Raw genomic sequence first — 18,194 nt, 5'->3', positions numbered from 1 at the left:
TGAATAGACCCTAGTTTCCTAGACTGTTCCGTGCCTCATGAACCAGGCACTTTCATAAACTGCAGGGGGTTGATCCTCACAGGCACTGTGGCGGCGTTTAGCATTATAAAACATCTCGACATAATCGAAGATATCCGCCTTCGCTTCTTCCCTATTTTTATAGATCCGTTTCTTTATGCGTTCCCGTTTTAGCAACTGGAAAAAGCTTTCTGCCACTGCGTTGTCATGGCAATTACCCCGACGACTCATGCTGCTTTTTAAATTGTGAGCTGTCATAAAATGCTGACATCTTTCGCTCGTATATTGAGAGCCCTGATCTGAATGGATTAATACTTCTGCCGTTGGTTTACGTCGCCATACCGCCATCAATAATGCATCCATTACTAACTCAGCGGTCATTCGTCCGCCCATGCTCCAGCCGATAACCCTGCGTGAGAAGAGATCAAGAACAACAGCCAGATACAGCCAACCCTCATGCGTCCTTATATAAGTCATGTCACTCACCCAATGCGTATTTGGGGTTGGGACAACGAACTGGCGTTCAAGGTAATTTGGACTGGCAAAAGAAGGCTTTCCGCCACCGTAATAGCGTCGTTTTCGGTATCCAGTCTGAGATGCTAGTTCAGCGAGCCTCATCAGGCGCGCGATCCTGTTACGTCCGACGCATTCACCCAGATCTTTCATATCGAGCCAGATTTTTCGATAGCCGTAAACCGTACCGCTTTCAAGCCACAGTTGTTTAATCAAGCCTGTTTGCCGTTCATCTTGCCGGGTACGCAAAGATTTAGGCTGCTTTAGCCACTGGTAATAACCGCTGTGATGGAGGCCAAGAACCAGGCATAACCGGCGTACAGCATAAAAGGACGACATTTTTTTAATGAAGGCGTACTTCAGCCTGACGTTCTTGCAAAGTACGCGGCGGCCTTTTTTAAGATATCCCGCTCTTCAGTTACTCGCTTAAGTTCTTGCCTGAGGCGCTTTACTTCATGCTGAAGTGCATCGTCCTGCTTACGCTGCGGCTCGGGCTTCTGGTAGCGCTTAACCCAGGCGTAAAGACTATTAGTGGATACACCAAGTCGAGAGGAGACCTCAGATACAGGGTACCCCTGCTCAGTGATCTGTTTTACGGCTTCAATTTTGAATTCTTCAGTGAACGTTTTGACTGACATAAACACTCCTTCATTAGGCCTCCATTATGAGGCAAAAAAGTGTCTACGAAACCCGGGTCTATTCANTCCCGCTCTTCAGTTACTCGCTTAAGTTCTTGCCTGAGGCGCTTTACTTCATGCTGAAGTGCATCGTCCTGCTTACGCTGCGGCTCGGGCTTCTGGTAGCGCTTAACCCAGGCGTAAAGACTATTAGTGGATACACCAAGTCGAGAGGAGACCTCAGATACAGGGTACCCCTGCTCAGTGATCTGTTTTACGGCTTCAATTTTGAATTCTTCAGTGAACGTTTTGACTGACATAAACACTCCTTCATTAGGCCTCCATTATGAGGCAAAAAAGTGTCTACGAAACCCGGGTCTATTCAGTATGGCAACTCCATATCTGGAAATTCATGGTAAAGAATATCATTTCATTGTCAATGAAAGAGGTACCGAAATAGCGCGTAAAGTGACTCTCAGTGATGATGAGATTCTTTATTGGTTTGTTGAGTGTGGTGTGGTTGGTTTGGCTACAAAGTATGCAGCCATGAACAGCTCACCTGAAAAGGAATTCAGGGATGTTTATTTCCGAAAACAATATAGTTTAATGCTTTCCATCAAACCTGAATGGGCGACAAGGAAGCACAAAGAATTTACAGAAATTCTTAGTGCTTAGATTCACAAATGTCATTAATTTTTCCGAGTCGCCTATATTGGTAATCTGATTCGCATATCACTACATAGCCCACTTCAAAGCATGTAACATCCGTTTGGCACGTTGCGGACAAAGGCGTTCGCTAAGGGTCAGCTCTGAGCGAACAGCAGACATTAACGCCGCGCTTTGGGGAAAATTTGTCCGACAGCAGCACTTTGTTAAATGCTTGATATCAGTAGCTTGAGACCAAACCCATTAAACTTATGATTTGGCCAGTGCTCTACAATCAATGTGATTGTTTTATCCTCAACTCTCTCAGAATGTGAATTACAACCTGAAATAGCACTTTTCATCTCTTCAGATAAAGGCAGGCTCAAGCTTGACATACTCAAAGCTTCTGCAACAGCCTCTAACTTTTCACATGCCTGATGGGTTCTGGAAGCATCATTCACGTTCACTTTAAGCTTCAGTATTTTTGCAACGTCTTCAGAACCTTCAACATAATAAGCGATATTGTCCGGGATAATACCATCGCTAAATTCTCCCATAGGGGATGATGCAAACCATTCTTCTTCGAAAGTTCTGTTGTAAAATCCAGTACTCAACCCTTCATTTACGAGAAATTCTTTAGCTTTATAAGGGCTCCAACCTTGCTCTTTTGGCACTTCCTTTGGGTTTTTCTCAGAATATCTCACTTTCAATATATACTTAAAGGTATCAATTAGATCCGAGTATGATTCTATGTTTGTTTTGGCGACTTGAAATGACCATCGCTCTAGCAGGCTGAGCCGAACATTAAAAAATATAAATGCAAAGAGTACAGCCGCATATCTATGGAAGCGACTCTTTATTGAAAGCCTAAGACGAACAAATACCTGCTCATATGTTGAATAAACCAACATAAAGAAAACGAATGGTAAGTAAAAAAGAGTCAGCAATGGAGGAATAAAGAAGTCGTATGCAGTTTTTTCTTTCCCAAACTCATCGAAATCGGTCATTAACATGTACAAAGTGTACATAATTAAGACTACCCCAAATAAAGTTAGGCAATATTCTAGAATAACCTTAACCTGATGATATTTTTTGTCGGTTTCAGCAATGGCAAGCATAGCTCCCAATAATGCTAAAACAGGGAATAGCAGAACCTCGACCCAAAGAGAGAAAGTATATACACCAACGACAAATTGAAGAATCGCTAGTAGTTTCAAGTTATCTAAGACTGAGTGCTTAAAAAAAAGTTTATCTTTTCTAATTTCTTCAAGCTTAAATAGAGACATGAAACCAACAGAAATGCACCAAAAAACAGTATTTTTTAGCTGTTCAAAATTCCATAGTTCCAATGCAGAAAGCCAGTAAATGACAATTGCCATGTAAGCAACCATCAAACAAAACACACGCATTATTTGTCTAACAAATAACGCCGCTAGGACGCCTTTGAAGGCATTTCTAACTGCCGCCATTTTTGATGAAGAAAAAATGTAAACCGAAATTGCTAGAAGCCATAACGCAATTGCAATCTCTCTATTATTTAGAATATCCACGAGCATCCTTGGGCATTTGACGCCTAATTTAGGGGCCGGAGCTGCGTAACAGCAAAGGCAAAGCCCACTTGTGGGCGACTACAATTACTGGCTATGAGTTTTTTTTGAAATAGGAATTCTTATTTTTCTAAAACTCATACCGCACAATTTCTCCAGTTTTTATTTATGGTGAGAAACGATATAAATATCGTAACCACTAAGTTGGGAACTCCAGCTATCATCACTATCTTCCCAGTGGTTGTTGTACTCAGTAGCTCATGGTGAGTTTTGCATAATCTAACATATTCATTCGCATCAAAACTACACTTTGAACTGCTCCCGTAGATTGACACAGAGCACAATGTTAACAACTTCCACTTCTGGCACAAAGCTGCCTACGACCAGGGGCAACTATGAGCGAAAAGGGGACGTTACTCATATCGCTATATGTTAACAGGCAGGGGCCAGGTCAAAAAAACAGCCATATAAATATTTACTCATCAATTATGGTATTGTCATTTGCTAATCCCAAGTCGTCCACTTTGGTATTTGCATATTCGTCAAAAATATTTTTATATTCACAATCTTTTACTTGATGAAAATTCTCACTCCATTGAACTGATAACCCAATCAGTAGATGACTAAACACTACACCACCCAAGCCAGCAAGTATAATCGCTGCAGCTTGCATCCATGTTACAGATGAAGCATCCATTTCAATTGCTAATTGAAATATAATTAGCAAAAATGACAAATATACCAAACTAGCAAAAGTAGAGTTTGTATTTTTTAATTGACTTCCTAATCGGATCTTGAAGTCATGTTTGATTATTGAAATATGACAGGGGTTAGAATAAATAAGTCTTCCGTCAAGTTTACTAAAGTAGCCTACAGATTTGTTATGCTTCGCCATAATTTCAATTAATGCCTCATGATAAATCGGGTCTTTAACACCTGTGATATGAGCATTAATGTCATTTTTTACAATTTTTAATTGAGGATGATTCTCAACATCTTCTTTACTTAGCTTTGACAACTCAAAAATATCCTTTACCCTTAGTTCTTTATTTTTAATAAAGTGATGATGTCAATGCTGCAACACCAGCAACTATCGCTACAGATGAAAAAGCCATGTCCACACCTTAGTATTGATTAGTTGACCATTTAACTCTATTTTGTCAATTAGTCAGGAAACATTATCAACCAACTTTTTTGACTTTTGGATGTTAGGATTTGTGTTTTATTGATGATTGCTTTTAAGTCCACATCTCGAATTTTCATTATGAATGGCAATTCGAAAATCTAGTTATAAATACCATATATGAATCCGTAAGAAATTGCTCCTATCAGCGACAGCGATTGGTATTTTCATCTATACGGTGATACATGAGAGAACGCATAGACACAAACTCGCTAACCTAATAGGTTATCACTCAATTCCTTAACGCAATACAGCGCAACAATGTCCATTTCTGCCTGAACATAGAATCCCGTCGACAAACTACCATTCAGTCTCACCTCCTCAAACCATCGGTCGCAGTACTCGTGAGCATCAGCACCGATTTTACGCTGCTTTGAATCCGGTCAACGATGGCCGCTCTTGGTCCGGCTCGCCATGCATTACTACTATAGAATTCTTCCTGTGAAGATTTTAGATGCTCAAGATCATCGTAAGCGCGGATCAAGTAGTAAGAATCCTCATCGTGTTGGGAATTTCCAAAAGAAACGACATCCATTCCTGCCTCACGATGGAGAGGTACACTTTGCTCAACCATAATTTTATGAAAATCACGCCCTGTCCCTGGCTTCAGGGTGTATTGCAATAGCTCAACTGTTTTCATCATCCTAATTCCTTTATCGAACATCCAAACTCCCAGCTCCCTACCCCAATAACGCTTCCGCGCAGGCCTCGTCAGTGACCAGTCCGTTAATCCATTGACCGGTCAGGGCAGCGCGGACAGCAACGTGCTTGTCGCTTCCGCCCGCCAGCGCGATCACCGGTTTACCTTCCTGCGGGTGCAGACCGACGCTGGTCAGGCGGGCATTGAGTTCGCTATCGATCTGCTGACCCTCGGATCCCATGAAGTGGCCGAGGATCTCCGCCACTGCGTTCTTCGCCATCAGCTGCTCTACGTCTTCGGCGCTGATAAAGCCGTCTTTATGCAGTTGACAACCAGGCTCGATGGTGCCAATACCGATAAAGGTAACATCCGCCTGACTGGCCTTTTCGCTGACCGTGCGGTAAATGCGGTGGCTGCACCACATCGCGCGGTCTTCCTCACCGTCGGCAAACAGCGGCGCAGGCAGAATGAAATAGCGCCCCTGCGTTTTTTCTGCCATCAGCAGCGGAACATCGTAACGGGTACAGGAGCCGTCGGAGGCAATCGCGCCAATCAGCGACACACTGCTGTGCTGCGGCCGCTCGATGTCGGCCAGTTCATCAATTGCCGCTTTCAGGCTGCGTCCCGACCCGACACCAATAATCATCGGCTGCTCATTGCGGATAAACTGCGTCATCACCTCAGCTCCGGCGACGGCGATGGCATGACTGATGCCAGAGCTGTCCATTCCCTGCCCCGGCACCACCTGACACACGATCAGTCCGTAGCGTTTTTTCAGCTGCGCCGCCAGTTCCATACAGCGCCCGACCGAGTGCGAAATATGCACACTCACCAGCCCGTTATCGATGGCGCTGGCCACCAGCCGCTGCGCCACCTGCCGCGAAACGCCCAGCGCGTCGGCGATATCATGCTGCGTCTGCCCCGCCACAAAATACATCCACGCCGCGCGCGCCGCCTGATCCAATTTTTTATCGTTCTTACTCATGCACATATCCCGACCGACTGATTTCAATGACGCTATTTTAGCGCCATTTGCACGCAGCCGTGATCGCAAACTCCCACCATGATACAAAATTGTGAGCTAAAGCCCAATTGACGGGCAAATGTTCTATTAAGCTAATTACAACTGAGCAAAAGCCCAATTAACGAGCTTAAGCCCAAAATTCACCTTTAGCGGAGAACATCATGAACGCGACAACTTCCCCAACCCCTTCAATCTGGCTGCACATCGGCAGCGGCTCTTTCCACCGCGCTCACCAGGCCTGGTATCTGCACCGCCTGCTGGCAGAAGGCGATAACCGCTGGTCGATTGCGCTCGGCAATATTCGCGAAGACGGCGTGCCGCTGCTGAATGCGTTGCAGGCGCAGGACGGTAAATACGTGCTGGAAACCGTGACGCCGCAGGGCAAGCGTGAATACGAAACCATCACGTCGATTCAGAAAATCATCCCGTGGGATAACGAACTGGCGGCACTGGTAGCACAAGGGGCGGATGCACACACCAAAGTGATCTCCTTTACTGTCACCGAAGGCGGTTATTACCTCGATAACCAGTTCAACCTTGACCGGCTGAACGCTGACGTGCAGGCCGATATCAACGGTGGATGCCGCACCATTTATGGCGCTGTCGGCCATATTCTGGCACGCCGGATAGCGCGTAACGGCGGCGATGTCACCCTGCTCAACTGCGATAACCTGCGCCACAACGGCGACCGTTTCCATCGCGGCCTGTTGCAGTTCCTGGCCCTGCGCCAGCAACAGGCGGTGATTGACTGGGTGGCACAACACGCCCGCTTCCCGAACACCATGGTAGATCGCATCACCCCGCGCCCTTCTCCTGACGTCGCGCTGCGCGTTGAACAGGCCACCGGCTTTAAAGACCGCGCGCCGGTGATGGGCGAAGCCTTTATTCAGTGGGTGATTGAGGATGAGTTTATCGCCGGACGCCCGGCGCTGGAGAACGTCGGCGTGGAGATGGTTGAGTCGGTGCTGCCCTACGAAGAGGCTAAAATCCGCATTCTGAACGCCAGCCACAGCTGCATTGCCTGGGCAGGCACGCTGCTCGGTCAACGTTACATTGATGAAAGTACCCGCACTCGCTCCCTCTGCAAGATGGCTTACGATTACGTGACCGAAGATGTTATTCCATCACTGATGCCAAGCCCGCTGAACCTGGAGAACTATCGCGACCTGGTGCTTGACCGCTTCAGTAACCCGCATATTCAGGACACCAATCAGCGCGTTGCCGCCGATGGCTTCTCCAAAATCCCCGGCTTTATTACGCCGACATTGCAGGAGTGCTATCAACGCGGCCAGATCCCACGCGCCACCGCCATGCTACCGGCGCTGTTCTTTGTTTATATGCAGCAATGGCACCAGAATCTTCTGCCGTACGAGTATCAGGACGGCATTCTCGACCCCGCTGCCGTGCATGCCATGTTCAACAGTGCTGACCCGGTCGCCCAATTTTCCGGGGATGAAAAACTGTTTGCATCACTGGCTGGCAAAGCAGAATTCACTGACCTGATGCGCCAGTCGGTAGAACGGGTGAATCAGTGGCTGGCTGACGCGAAACGCGCATAAGGGGAAAGCTATGTATCTCGGACTGGATTTAGGCACCTCAGAAATTAAAGCCGTGGTGATCGACGAACAGGGAAAGCTGCTGGCAAGCGCGGGTGAGCCGCTCGACGTCAGCCGCCCGCACCCGCACTGGGTGGAACAGAACCCGGCCGACTGGTGGCAGGCCACTCACCTTGCTATCTCGCGTCTGCGAAATAAATTGCCACAGCAGTGGCAGGAGATCCGCGCCATTGGCCTCTCCGGCCAGATGCACGGCGCAGTGCTGCTCAGTCGTGAAGGCAAAGTACTGCGCCCGGCCATTTTATGGAATGACACCCGCAGCGCGGCCGAGTGCGAACAATTGACCCAAAGCGCACCGGAGCTGCATCAGGTAGCCGGTAATCTGGCCATGCCCGGTTTTACTGCGCCCAAGCTGCTGTGGGTGGCCCGCCATGAACCGGCTATTTTTGAGCAAACCGCCACCGTGCTGCTGCCAAAAGATTATCTGCGCTGGATGATGAGCGGCGAAAAAGTCTCTGACATGTCAGACGCCGCCGGAACCTTATGGCTCGACGTCGCCAAACGCGACTGGTCAGACTCCCTGCTGGCCGCCTGCGGGCTAAACCGCGACCATATGCCACGACTGGCAGAAGGCAGCGAGGTCAGCGCTACCCTGAAAAATGATATCGCCCGCGCATGGGGGCTGCGTGACAACGTGGTGATTGCCGGAGGAGGAGGCGACAACGCCGCCAGCGCCGTCGGCATTGGCGCGGTAAATCCGGGCGATGCCTTTATTTCACTCGGCACTTCCGGCGTGCTGTTTGCGGTCAACGATCGCTTCCGGCCTAATCCGCAGTCGGCGGTACATGCGTTCTGCCATGCATTACCGGGCCGCTGGCATCAGATGAGCGTGATGCTCACCGCCGCCAGTGCGCTGCGCTGGTATTGCAATCTGATAGGCACCAACGAAACCACGCTGCTGGCGGAAATCGCACAGCTCAGCCCGGCGCAACAGCGGCAGGCGCCGCTGTTCCTGCCCTACTTGTCCGGCGAACGTACACCGCATAACGATCCGAATGCTACCGGCGCGTTTCACGGCATGACGCACAGCTCTGACCGCGCCGCACTCGGCTACGCAGTACTCGAAGGCGTGGCATTTGGCATGGCCGACGGGCTGGAAGTGATGCAACAGGCGGGCACCCGCCTGCAACAATGTTCACTGGTCGGCGGCGGCGCGCGCAGCGACCGCTGGGCGCAGCTGATGAGTGATGCCCTGAATTTACCGGTAGTGACCCACAGCGGCGGCGAAGCCGGTGGCGCACTCGGTGCCGCCCGCCTCGGCTGGCTGGCCGCGGGCGGAAACTTCGCCGAGGTGTGCCGTAAACCGGCCATTGAGCGCCAGTTCCTGCCTGACGTCGAAACCCGCGGCATGCTGGGTGAGCGCCTGGCCACCTACCGGCAACTTTATCAACAACAGGTCGCTTTGCGATCCGCATAACCAAAACCGAGGGCGCTTAAGCGCCCCATCGCTGTCCCTACATACCACCAGCTGCGGGCCCGTCCGCAGAGGAGTCCAACATGCACGAGATACAAAAACCGCGCACCCACTGGTTCGGTTTGCCGATGAACCTGTTCTGGGGTTACATCGCCATCGCTATTTTCATGAGCGGTGACGGCTTCGAAATGGCATTCCTCTCCAAACACATTATCGATATGGGCTTCACGCCCTCTCAATCCGCCGTGGTGTTTACGGTTTACGGGCTGGCAGCGGCGCTGGCGGCCTGGAGTTCCGGCGTCGTCGCGGAGATCATTACGCCGCAAAAAGCCATGCGCATCGGCTTTATCCTGTGGGTAGTGATGCATGTGCTGTTTATGTTGTTTGGTCTGGGGATGAAAAACTACCCGCTGATGTTGCTGTTCTACGGCGTGCGCGGGCTGGCTTACCCGCTGTTTATCTACTCATTTGTGATGCTGGTGGTGCAAACCGTACCGAAGCAGAATCTCTCTTCCGCCATGGGCTGGTTCTGGGCCATGTACTCGATTGGTATCGGCTGTATCGGCAGTTATTTACCCAGCTTCACTATCCCGTTTATGGGCGAAACCGGCACGTTGTGGCTCGCCATTGCCTGGGTGGTGGTCGGCGGCATAATGGCGATGACCTTGTTGCGCAATGTCGGCAAGCCGGGCAGTAAAGCCAACCTCAGTCCGAAGGAAAAACTGAATGAACTGAGCCGGGCGGTGACGATCTTATTCACCAACCGCAATATTTTGCTCTCCTGCCTGATCCGCATCATCAATACCCTTTCGCTGTTTGGATTTGCGGTGATCATGCCGATCCTGTTCGTCGGCCGTCTGGGCTTTAGCATGTCTGAGTGGCTGCAAATCTGGGCGGTATTCTTCTTCGTCACCATTTTCACCAACATTATGTGGGGAATTCTGGGTGAGAAAATTGGCTGGCTGCGGCAGGTGCGCTGGTTCGGCTGTATCGGTTGCGCCATCTCCAGCCTGACGTTCTACTATCTGCCGGTCTGGTTTGGGCACAACTTCGGGATGGCGCTGATCCCAGCCGTGATGCTCGGTATCACCGTGGCGGCGTTTGTGCCGATGACCGCCGTCTTCCCGGTGCTGGAACCTAACCATAAAGGTGCGGCGATTTCGATTTACAACCTGTCTGCCGGCCTGAGCAATTTCGTCGCCCCGGCTATCGCCTCCATCGTATTGCCGTTCTTCGATATCGTCGGTGTGGTCTGGGTTTACACCGCGCTCTATCTGGTCGCCGCCGTGCTGACGGTGGTGGTAAAAGTTGAGCAACCCGGGCATCCGGCAAAAACTAAACCCGCGCCCTTACCCGCCGCCTCTGCCGTGCGGACATAAAAAAACCGGGCCAAATGGCCCGGCTAGAAACTCAACACGTTATCAACCCCAAAATCATTCAAGTTGCAGGAAGGCGGCTTGAAGGATGCAGGGGATCAGATGCCCTGCTCTGCAATATCCATCGCAAAGTAGGTCAGGATGATATCGGCGCCCGCACGCTTAATCGCGCCGAGGCTTTCCCGCACTACGGCGCGCTCGTCAATGGCTCCGGCCTGCGCGGCAAATTTGATCATCGCGTATTCACCGCTGACCTGATATGCCGCCAGTGGAAGACGGGAGGCTTCGCGGATATCGCGGATCACGTCGAGGTACGCACCAGCCGGTTTCACCATCAGCGCATCAGCGCCTTCCTGCTCATCCATCAGTGACTCGCGCACCGCTTCGCGGCGGTTCATCGGGTTCATCTGGTACTGTTTGCGGTTGCCTTTCAGCACGCTGCCGCCCGCTTCACGGAATGGTCCGTACAGCGAAGAGGCGAATTTGGTGGAGTACGCCATGATCGAGGTGTCGATGAAACCGGCGGCGTCCAGCGCGCTGCGGATGGCCTGCACCTGACCGTCCTGTGCGGCAGAGGGCGCGATGAAATCAGCACCAGCAGCGGCGGCCACCACGGCCTGTTTACCGAGGTTTTTCAGCGTGGCGTCATTGTCTACGCCGTGGTCATGCAGTACACCGCAGTGACCGTGCGAGGTGTATTCGCAAAAACAGGTGTCGGACATGACGATCATTTCCGGCACGGTGTCTTTGCAGATCCGCGCCATACGGGCCACCAGACCGTTTTCGTTCCAGGTGTCGCTGCCGGTGGCGTCCATATGTTTGGAGATGCCGAAGGTCATCACCGAGCGGATACCGGCGCGGGCATAGCGCTCAATTTCAAACGCCAGACGGGATTCAGGAATACGCATCACACCAGGCATGGCTTCAATCGGCACGTATTCAGATGTCTCTTCTTCGACAAAAATCGGCAGTACCAGGTCGTTCACGCTGAATTCAGTTTCCTGAAAAAGGGCGCGCAGTGAGTCGGACTGTCTCAGGCGGCGAAGGCGTGAGCTGGGGAACTGATTAGACATGAAAACTCCTAAGAAATTAACCTGTTGCGTATAGAAAGTGTTCGCATACCAAGTCAGACGGCAAGATGGAGTTCCTGGCGTCGAAAAGCGAGGGATCTATTTTATAACAATGCGTATAAAAATGATGAACTTTACGTGAGGGGATGTTGCAGAAATTCATGTTAAGCAACAGGCGTTATTGTCGCAGCCAGTTTGGACGCGGACAGCGCGCAAGAGCCGGAGCGTACACGAAGTACGTGAGGACTCTGAGCACTGCCCGCGTTCAAAATGGCAAGTAAAATAGCCTGTCGCTAGATCTGTACAAAATGGCCCGCTGAGACTTCATCGTACTGCCGTAGTGGCGGCACATAGCTGTTATCCCGCACCGGGCTTTTCAGCTCGTCGACCTGCATGTGGCGCTTAAGGGCGCGTCTGGCTGGGTCTGGCACCGGGACGGAGGCCATCAGTTTGCGGGTATAAGCATGCTGCGGATTATCGAAAATCGCGGCGCGCGGGCCGATTTCCACAATCTCCCCGAGGTACATAACCGCCACACGATGGCTGACGCGTTCGACCACTGCCATGTCGTGGGAAATAAAGAGGTAAGAGAGGTTCATGCTCTCCTGCAAGTCGAGCAGCAGGTTCACCACCTGCGCTTTCACCGACACGTCGAGTGCCGACACCGATTCATCCGCCACAATCACTTTCGGATCCAGCGTCAGGGCGCGGGCAATGCAGATGCGCTGGCGCTGACCGCCGGAAAACTCATGTGGGAAGCGACGCATCATGTCCGGCGACAGCCCGACTTTATGCAGCAGTGCGGCGGCTTTCTCTTTGGCATCGCTGCGGTTATGCAGTTTGTGTTGCAGCATCGGCTCAATCAGCGCGTCACCAATGCGCATACGCGGGTTCAGGCTGGCGAACGGATCCTGAAAAATCATCTGGATACGCTGGCGCATTTGCAGGATTTCGCGCTTATTGATGTTCATGACGTCGAAGCCGTCGAAGTCGATAGCCCCGCAGTGCGGCGTCATCAGCCGCGTCACGGCGCGACCGGTGGTGGATTTTCCACATCCCGACTCCCCTACTAACGACAGCGTTTCACCCTGCAACAGATCAAAACTGATGTTTTCCACGGCGTGCACGGCCCCGACCTGACGGCTCAGTAAACCGCCGTAAACCGGAAAACGGGCGCTGAGATTTTTCACCGACAGCACCGGCGGCAGGCCAGTGTCCGGCGTATTGGCGACTTCCAGCGGTTGTGTCACTGCGCCGGTTTGCAGGTCAATTTGCGGGAAGCGCAGCGGCCAGGTGCGGCCCTGCATCGAGCCAAGTTTCGGCACCGCCGCCAGCAACGCGCGGGTATACGGGTGTTTCGGGCGGTGGAACAGTTCGGCGGTTTCGCCACTTTCGACACATTCGCCGCGATACATCACCAGCGTGCGGTCCGCGATCTCTGCCACCACGCCCATATCATGGGTGATGAACAGCACCGCCATGCCCTCTTCTTCCTGCAAGGTTTTGATCAGATCGAGAATTTGCCCCTGAATGGTGACGTCGAGCGCAGTGGTTGGCTCATCAGCAATCAGCAGTTTAGGTTTGAGCGCCAGCGCCATGGCAATCATTACGCGCTGGCGCATACCGCCGGAGAACTGGTGCGGATACTCATCAAAACGCGCCGCGGCGTTGGGAATACGCACCTTTTCCAGCAGCCGCAGGGTCTCTGCCCGCGCCGCTTTTGAAGACATGCCACGATGGCGTTTCAGGCTTTCGGCAATCTGTCGCCCGATGCTGAACGTCGGGTTCAGCGAGGTCATCGGTTCCTGAAAAATCATCGCCATTTCATTGCCGCGAATATCGCGCATCGCCTTATCGGAGAGCGTTAACAGGCTGCGCTGATTAAGGCGGACCGAGCCTTCAATTTTGCTGGAATTGGCCTTCAGCAGACGCATGACCGACAGCGAGGTGACACTTTTGCCGGAGCCGGACTCACCGACAATCGCCAGTGTTTCGCCCGGATAGACTTCAAACGAGAGATCCCGCACCACGGGCAGCCAGTCGTCGTCACCACGAAATGAGGTGGTGAGATTTTTCACTTCCAGTACCGGCAGGCGCGGCGTGGCGGCAGGTTCGGTCATGATTGTAGTCATGCGGTTTCTCCGGCAAGGTCAGGTCGGTAAATTAACGGCTACGGGCGGAAAGCACCGGCTGCGGCGTAAAGCTGAACGCTTTATCAAACGGGAAGGTGTCGCGCACTTTGCGCTTGCGCGGCAGGCGTTCGACAAACTGATCCACCACGCCGTTGGAGAGCGCCATCAGGTTTGGCCGGGCAATCGGTGCCAGTTCCGGTGACAGATAACCGGACTTCACTACCACCATCTGGGCAGCATGCGGATCCAGCCCCAGCGCGGTGAAATCGCTGATGTTGTGATAAGGCCTGCGCCGCGCCGACACCACCACGTCGATGCCGCCGGTGCGCAATACCGCCTGACGATCGGCTGGAGTGAGCGCATCGAGCAGCAATACCACTTCAAATTCACCTTTCACCTGCGGGCTGGAATGATCGAGCGAGGCGCCGATCGTCAGGGTTAGGGTTGAGCCTACACCGGCGTTGAACGCCGCTTCGGTGGCCGGTAAATCGGTGATACCCGCGACAATCACTCCTTCGGCATATTGCGCGATAAGCTCAGCCAACACATCAGCGCGGTCACCCACGCCGCCACCGGTCGGGTTATCGCCGGAATCAGCCAGCACCACCGGCTGCGTCGGGCTGGCAATCGCCCTGGCAACGCAGGCTTTGACGGTGTCGGTTTCACAGCCGAAGACGAAATCTTCGCGGGCATCCCAGTAGGCCTGCGCCAGCTGTTTCGCTTCACGCTCCAGTACGGCCTGGTCGGTGCCGGTCATGATCACCGCTGCGGTAGCGCGTGGTTCATCGGCCCAGACGTAACCGACCATCAGTGAGCTGTCCCACACGCCGTCGATTTCATCCATTTCAGGCAAGCGCGCATACAGACTTTTCGCCGGTTCATCTTCGGTACTGGTGCGTTCACCCGGTAATACCACCGGCACCGGCACCCACAGCAGCGTCGGTTTCACACCGGTTTGCAGCGTTTTGACCAGCATGGCGACCGAGCGGCGCATGGTCTCTTCGGTATCAATGTGCGGCGCGGTGCGGTACGTGGAGAACATATCGATGGCATCAATAATTTTCTGCGAAACGTTGCCGTGCAGGTCATAGCTGACGCTGATCGGGCAGTCCGGCCCGACGACTTCGCGGGCAGCGGCGATCCAGTCGCCTTCGGCATCTTCCATCCCTTCGACATACATCGCGCCGTGCATCGGCAGATAGAGGCCGTCGAAGGGTTTTTGTGCTTCCAGGCCAGCGATCAGTTCGCCTTTGAATTTCTCATAGGTCGCGCGCGAAACCGGCCCGCCGGCGATAGCACGGGCGTGGATGGTCGGCAAAAAGGTCGCAGGATAATCCTGTAAAAATCTGAAATAGGGAGCGGCCAGCAGCGCGGCATCGCGCGTGACGCGGAAGTCTTTTTCTTCGTTAAGAACCGGATTGTAAGTACTGCATTCGATATGGATACCGCCGACGGCTATACGCATGATGTTGTTACCTTACAGTGGAGTTCAGGCCGACCAGAAAACGATGCGCAGCAATGCTCGCCGCAGCGCGTGCCCACGTATCGTCGTTGAGTGAAAATGTCCGTACCGGCGTCAGACCGGCGACACCAGGCAGAACGTTGGCATCGATAGATTGCTGTACCACGGTGCCGAACAGCCCGGAAAATGCCCCTTCCTGATGGGCTATCAGGATCATTTCCGGGTCATTGATTTGAATCAGATGCGATACCGCCAGCCCCAGCGCCGTCCCCGCGTGATGCAGGATACGCACCGCCTGATTATTGCCCTTTGATGCCAGCGCCTCGATCTGCGCCATGGTGCTGACATTCAGCCCCTCCGCTTTCGCCGCCTGCATCACGGCATTGAGCGAGGCGATGGTGTCGAGGCAACCGCGTTTTCCGCAGCGGCACGGCGTACCGTTCAGTTCGATGGTGCTGTGGGCAATTTCCCCGGCACCGCCGTGTGCGCCCCGGTATAAGTGCCCGGCGATAAAGTGCGCGCTGCCAATCCCCGCGCCGTGGCTGACCAACGTGAAACTGTTAAGTTCACGGGCGTGGCCGAAGCGTTTTTCGCTGACCGCCAGCGCTTTGGCATCGTTCTCAATGGCAACGTCCATGCCGGTGGTCTGGCTTATCAGGTTGGCAAGCGGGACATCGCGCCAGCCAAGCAGCGCCGACTGGACGCAGGTTGACTGATGCTCATCGATAAACCCGGAGAGTGTGACGCCCAGCCCGAGCAGCTTTTCGGCGGCGTCAGCATGATGTTCGAGCAGCGCAGGCAGCGCAGAGGCGATCTCATCCGCCAGTTGCTGCGGTACGTTACTGAGCGGGAAGGACACCCGCGAGAGGATCTCGCCATGCAGGTTGATCAGCACCATGTGCGCCGGATCTTGTAACAGCGATACCCCGGCGAAATACGCGCCGTCAGGTTGTACCAGCAGGCGTACCGATGGCCGTCCCTGCCCTGTGCCGGGAACGCTTTCGGCTTCGAACAAAAAACCCGCGTCGATCATTTCACGCACGACGCCGCTGACAGCGGCTTTACTCATACCGGAAAGCTGTACCAGGTCAGTCCGGCTAAGGCCATCTGACGCGGCAATCGCACCCAAAATCCGTCGTTGTAAGGGAGTTAACATATTCGTTTTCCGGTTCTCAAATTTCACTCAGCTGCATTGACATTAAACATTAAAAATGGATATATCAACGTCTATTAGTTCATATTTTGAACCAAACAAGCTTACATAAGTTTTTCATATGAACTAATTGTACCGTCTGCGGGCACACTATTTTCAGTCGTTTAAAAAGGGAATTGTGACGGTTTCTGAGCAGTTTTTTTCTCACTCACACTTTTAGCACTGGCAGAGGAAATACGATGAACAGTTTCAGTAAAATCAGCTACCCGGGGCGGTTAACTCTTCTGAGTACGGCACTGCTTGCCGCACTCTCCTCCCCGCTTTACGCGGCTACCCTGACGGTGATGCAAAACGAAGCGCCGCGCAGCATGGATCCTGGCAACCAGACCGCAACTTTTACCGGCACCGTGCTGGATCCGATGTACGAAGGGCTACTGAAGATGTCGCCGGAACTGAAACCAGCACCGGCGCTGGCCACCTCCTGGAGCAGCGACGAAAGCGGTCTGAAGTGGACCTTCAAACTGCGTGAGGGAGTAACTTTCCATGACGGCACACCGTTCAACGCCGATGCCGTGGTCGCCAACTTTGCCCGCCACCTGGATGCCAAACGCGGGCTGGCCGCCAGTGGCCGTCTGCGCACTTTCCTTGACAGCGTGACCAAAGTGGATGATTCCACCGTCCTGTTCACGTTGAAAAAACCGTATCCTGCATTCCTTAATTTGCTGACCACCGGCGCATCTTTGATGGTCAGCCCGACGGCTGACAAAACCGGTACGCTTGACAGCAAAGCGGTCGGTACCGGTCCTTACAAAATGGTGCAGTACAAAACCGGTGAGTTCGTGCTGGAAGAGAAATATCCGGGCTACTGGGGCAATAAAACCGCAGGGCCGGATGATATAAAATGGACCTGGAGCGCCGAGCCGTCGGTGATGAACATGGCCTTGCAGGCCGGTGAAGCCGACGTGATTAACCCGGTGCCGCCGCAGTTTGCCAAACAGCTGAAAAATAATCCTAAGTTCGAGCTGCATGAAAGCCCGGGCTCCGCCGTATTCTGGGTGGCGCTGAATACCGATCTCAAACCGCTTAATGATGTGCGCGTGCGTCAGGCGCTGAACTTCGCCACCGACCGCGCCGGTCTGGTGCGCGCCATCATGTCGGGCTTCGCCATTCCGGCCAACTCGCCGCTGGCACCGGTGACTGCGGGTTATGACAAAACCCTCGACCCGTATCCGCTCAATATTGAGAAAGCCAAAGCCCTGCTAAAAGAAGCCGGTGTGCCAGACGGCTTTACCATGTCGATTGCCTTACAGGGTCAGGACGCACGTATTGGTCAGGTGCTGCAAAGCATGTGGGCGAAAATTGGCGTGAAGCTGGACGTACGTCAGATGGAGAGCGGCGTATGGTCTAAAGCGGCCTTTGCCGATCAGGCAGGTAAAAAAGCCGATAACACCGGTGCCGTGCTGGCGTCGTGGTCTTCCGGCGTGAACGGTGCGGACTTGCAACTCCGCCCACTCTATTACAGCAAAAGTTTCGCACCGGGCGGCGCCAATCTGGGTTTCTTCAATGACCCTAAATTCGATGAAATGTTAGATAAAGCCGCGTCAACCCAGGATGAAAATGCGCGTAACGCCATTTATGTCGAGGCGCAGAAAGAGATCAACCAGCAGGCCCCGCAGGTGTTGCTGTATTACCAGAATGATCTGTACGCCACGGGCAAAGACGTTTCCGGCGTGACCATGATCCCGGGCGGACAGATTGTCGTAAAAGACGCACATAAGGGTTGA

At 52.9% G+C, this 18,194-nt stretch carries 14 protein-coding genes and 1 pseudogene; 5 read left to right on the top strand and 10 right to left on the bottom strand.

Annotated elements, in window-relative coordinates:
- Positions 1-18: 18 nt before the first annotated feature.
- Together EAH77_RS08005 and EAH77_RS08000 are read right to left on the bottom strand one after the other, a co-directional pair.
- Positions 19-1,169, bottom strand: a protein-coding gene (locus tag EAH77_RS08005) for an IS3 family transposase (RefSeq protein WP_140471451.1) whose coding sequence is annotated in 2 segments (ribosomal slippage) — positions 19-935 and positions 935-1,169 — 1,152 coding nt in all. Because the reading frame shifts where the segments join, the coding sequence is not laid out codon by codon here.
- Between the two features lie 68 nt (positions 1,170-1,237).
- Positions 1,238-1,468 (bottom strand): annotated as a pseudogene (locus EAH77_RS08000) (transposase); the annotation flags it as partial.
- A 67-nt stretch (positions 1,469-1,535) separates the two neighbouring features.
- Here EAH77_RS08000 and EAH77_RS07995 point away from each other — a divergent pair.
- Entirely contained in the window at positions 1,536-1,823 is a 288-nt protein-coding gene (locus tag EAH77_RS07995; protein WP_140471449.1) for an Imm63 family immunity protein, read from the top strand.
- Positions 1,824-2,020: 197 nt separating this feature from the next.
- Here EAH77_RS07995 and EAH77_RS07990 read toward each other — a convergent pair whose 3' ends face one another.
- The 4 genes from EAH77_RS07990 to EAH77_RS07975 all read right to left on the bottom strand — a co-directional run bounded on the left by EAH77_RS07990 (position 2,021) and on the right by EAH77_RS07975 (position 6,148).
- Complete coding sequence (locus EAH77_RS07990; protein ID WP_241673417.1) at positions 2,021-3,349, bottom strand: hypothetical protein; 1,329 nt, start codon at positions 3,347-3,349, stop codon at positions 2,021-2,023.
- A gap of 466 nt (positions 3,350-3,815) precedes the next feature.
- Positions 3,816-4,358 (bottom strand): hypothetical protein, encoded by a 543-nt coding sequence (locus tag EAH77_RS07985; protein ID WP_241673416.1) that lies wholly within the window; start codon positions 4,356-4,358, stop codon positions 3,816-3,818.
- 478 nt (positions 4,359-4,836) lie between these two features.
- Positions 4,837-5,163 carry an NIPSNAP family protein gene (locus EAH77_RS07980; protein WP_140471491.1) on the bottom strand — a complete coding sequence of 109 codons (327 nt, stop codon included), beginning with the start codon at positions 5,161-5,163 and terminating at the stop codon, positions 4,837-4,839.
- Between the two features lie 40 nt (positions 5,164-5,203).
- On the bottom strand, positions 5,204-6,148 hold the full coding sequence (locus EAH77_RS07975) for a sugar-binding transcriptional regulator (protein WP_140471445.1): 945 nt from the start codon (positions 6,146-6,148) through the stop codon (positions 5,204-5,206).
- A gap of 200 nt (positions 6,149-6,348) precedes the next feature.
- On the opposite strand from EAH77_RS07975, the gene dalD reads away from it, so the two are divergent.
- The 3 genes from dalD to EAH77_RS07960 all read left to right on the top strand — a co-directional run bounded on the left by dalD (position 6,349) and on the right by EAH77_RS07960 (position 10,596).
- Positions 6,349-7,746 (top strand): D-arabinitol 4-dehydrogenase, encoded by a 1,398-nt coding sequence (gene dalD, locus EAH77_RS07970; protein ID WP_140471443.1) that lies wholly within the window; start codon positions 6,349-6,351, stop codon positions 7,744-7,746.
- A 10-nt stretch (positions 7,747-7,756) separates the two neighbouring features.
- The gene (gene xylB, locus EAH77_RS07965) at positions 7,757-9,220 is read left to right on the top strand and encodes a xylulokinase (protein WP_140471441.1); all 1,464 of its coding nucleotides are present in this window, start codon (positions 7,757-7,759) and stop codon (positions 9,218-9,220) included.
- A gap of 80 nt (positions 9,221-9,300) precedes the next feature.
- Complete coding sequence (locus tag EAH77_RS07960) at positions 9,301-10,596, top strand: MFS transporter (protein WP_241673415.1); 1,296 nt, start codon at positions 9,301-9,303, stop codon at positions 10,594-10,596.
- Positions 10,597-10,691: 95 nt separating this feature from the next.
- Here EAH77_RS07960 and hemB read toward each other — a convergent pair whose 3' ends face one another.
- The 4 genes from hemB to EAH77_RS07940 form a co-directional block, all read right to left on the bottom strand.
- On the bottom strand, positions 10,692-11,666 hold the full coding sequence (gene hemB, locus EAH77_RS07955; RefSeq protein WP_140471439.1) for a porphobilinogen synthase: 975 nt from the start codon (positions 11,664-11,666) through the stop codon (positions 10,692-10,694).
- A 290-nt stretch (positions 11,667-11,956) separates the two neighbouring features.
- Complete coding sequence (locus EAH77_RS07950) at positions 11,957-13,795, bottom strand: ABC transporter ATP-binding protein (protein WP_206664879.1); 1,839 nt, start codon at positions 13,793-13,795, stop codon at positions 11,957-11,959.
- A gap of 31 nt (positions 13,796-13,826) precedes the next feature.
- A complete protein-coding gene (locus tag EAH77_RS07945; RefSeq protein WP_140471437.1) occupies positions 13,827-15,260 on the bottom strand; it encodes a M81 family metallopeptidase in 1,434 nt (477 codons plus the stop codon).
- A gap of 7 nt (positions 15,261-15,267) precedes the next feature.
- Positions 15,268-16,413: an ROK family transcriptional regulator gene (locus EAH77_RS07940; protein ID WP_140471435.1), complete on the bottom strand. Its 1,146-nt coding sequence runs from the start codon at positions 16,411-16,413 to the stop codon at positions 15,268-15,270.
- Positions 16,414-16,649: 236 nt separating this feature from the next.
- Between EAH77_RS07940 and EAH77_RS07935 the strand changes: the two genes are divergently transcribed.
- Complete coding sequence (locus EAH77_RS07935) at positions 16,650-18,194, top strand: ABC transporter substrate-binding protein (protein WP_140471433.1); 1,545 nt, start codon at positions 16,650-16,652, stop codon at positions 18,192-18,194.

Origin of the sequence: Ewingella americana, assembly GCF_006438725.1 — a bacterium.
Classification (GTDB): domain Bacteria; phylum Pseudomonadota; class Gammaproteobacteria; order Enterobacterales; family Enterobacteriaceae; genus Ewingella; species Ewingella americana_A.
This window is presented reverse-complemented; position numbering and strand designations above follow the sequence as displayed.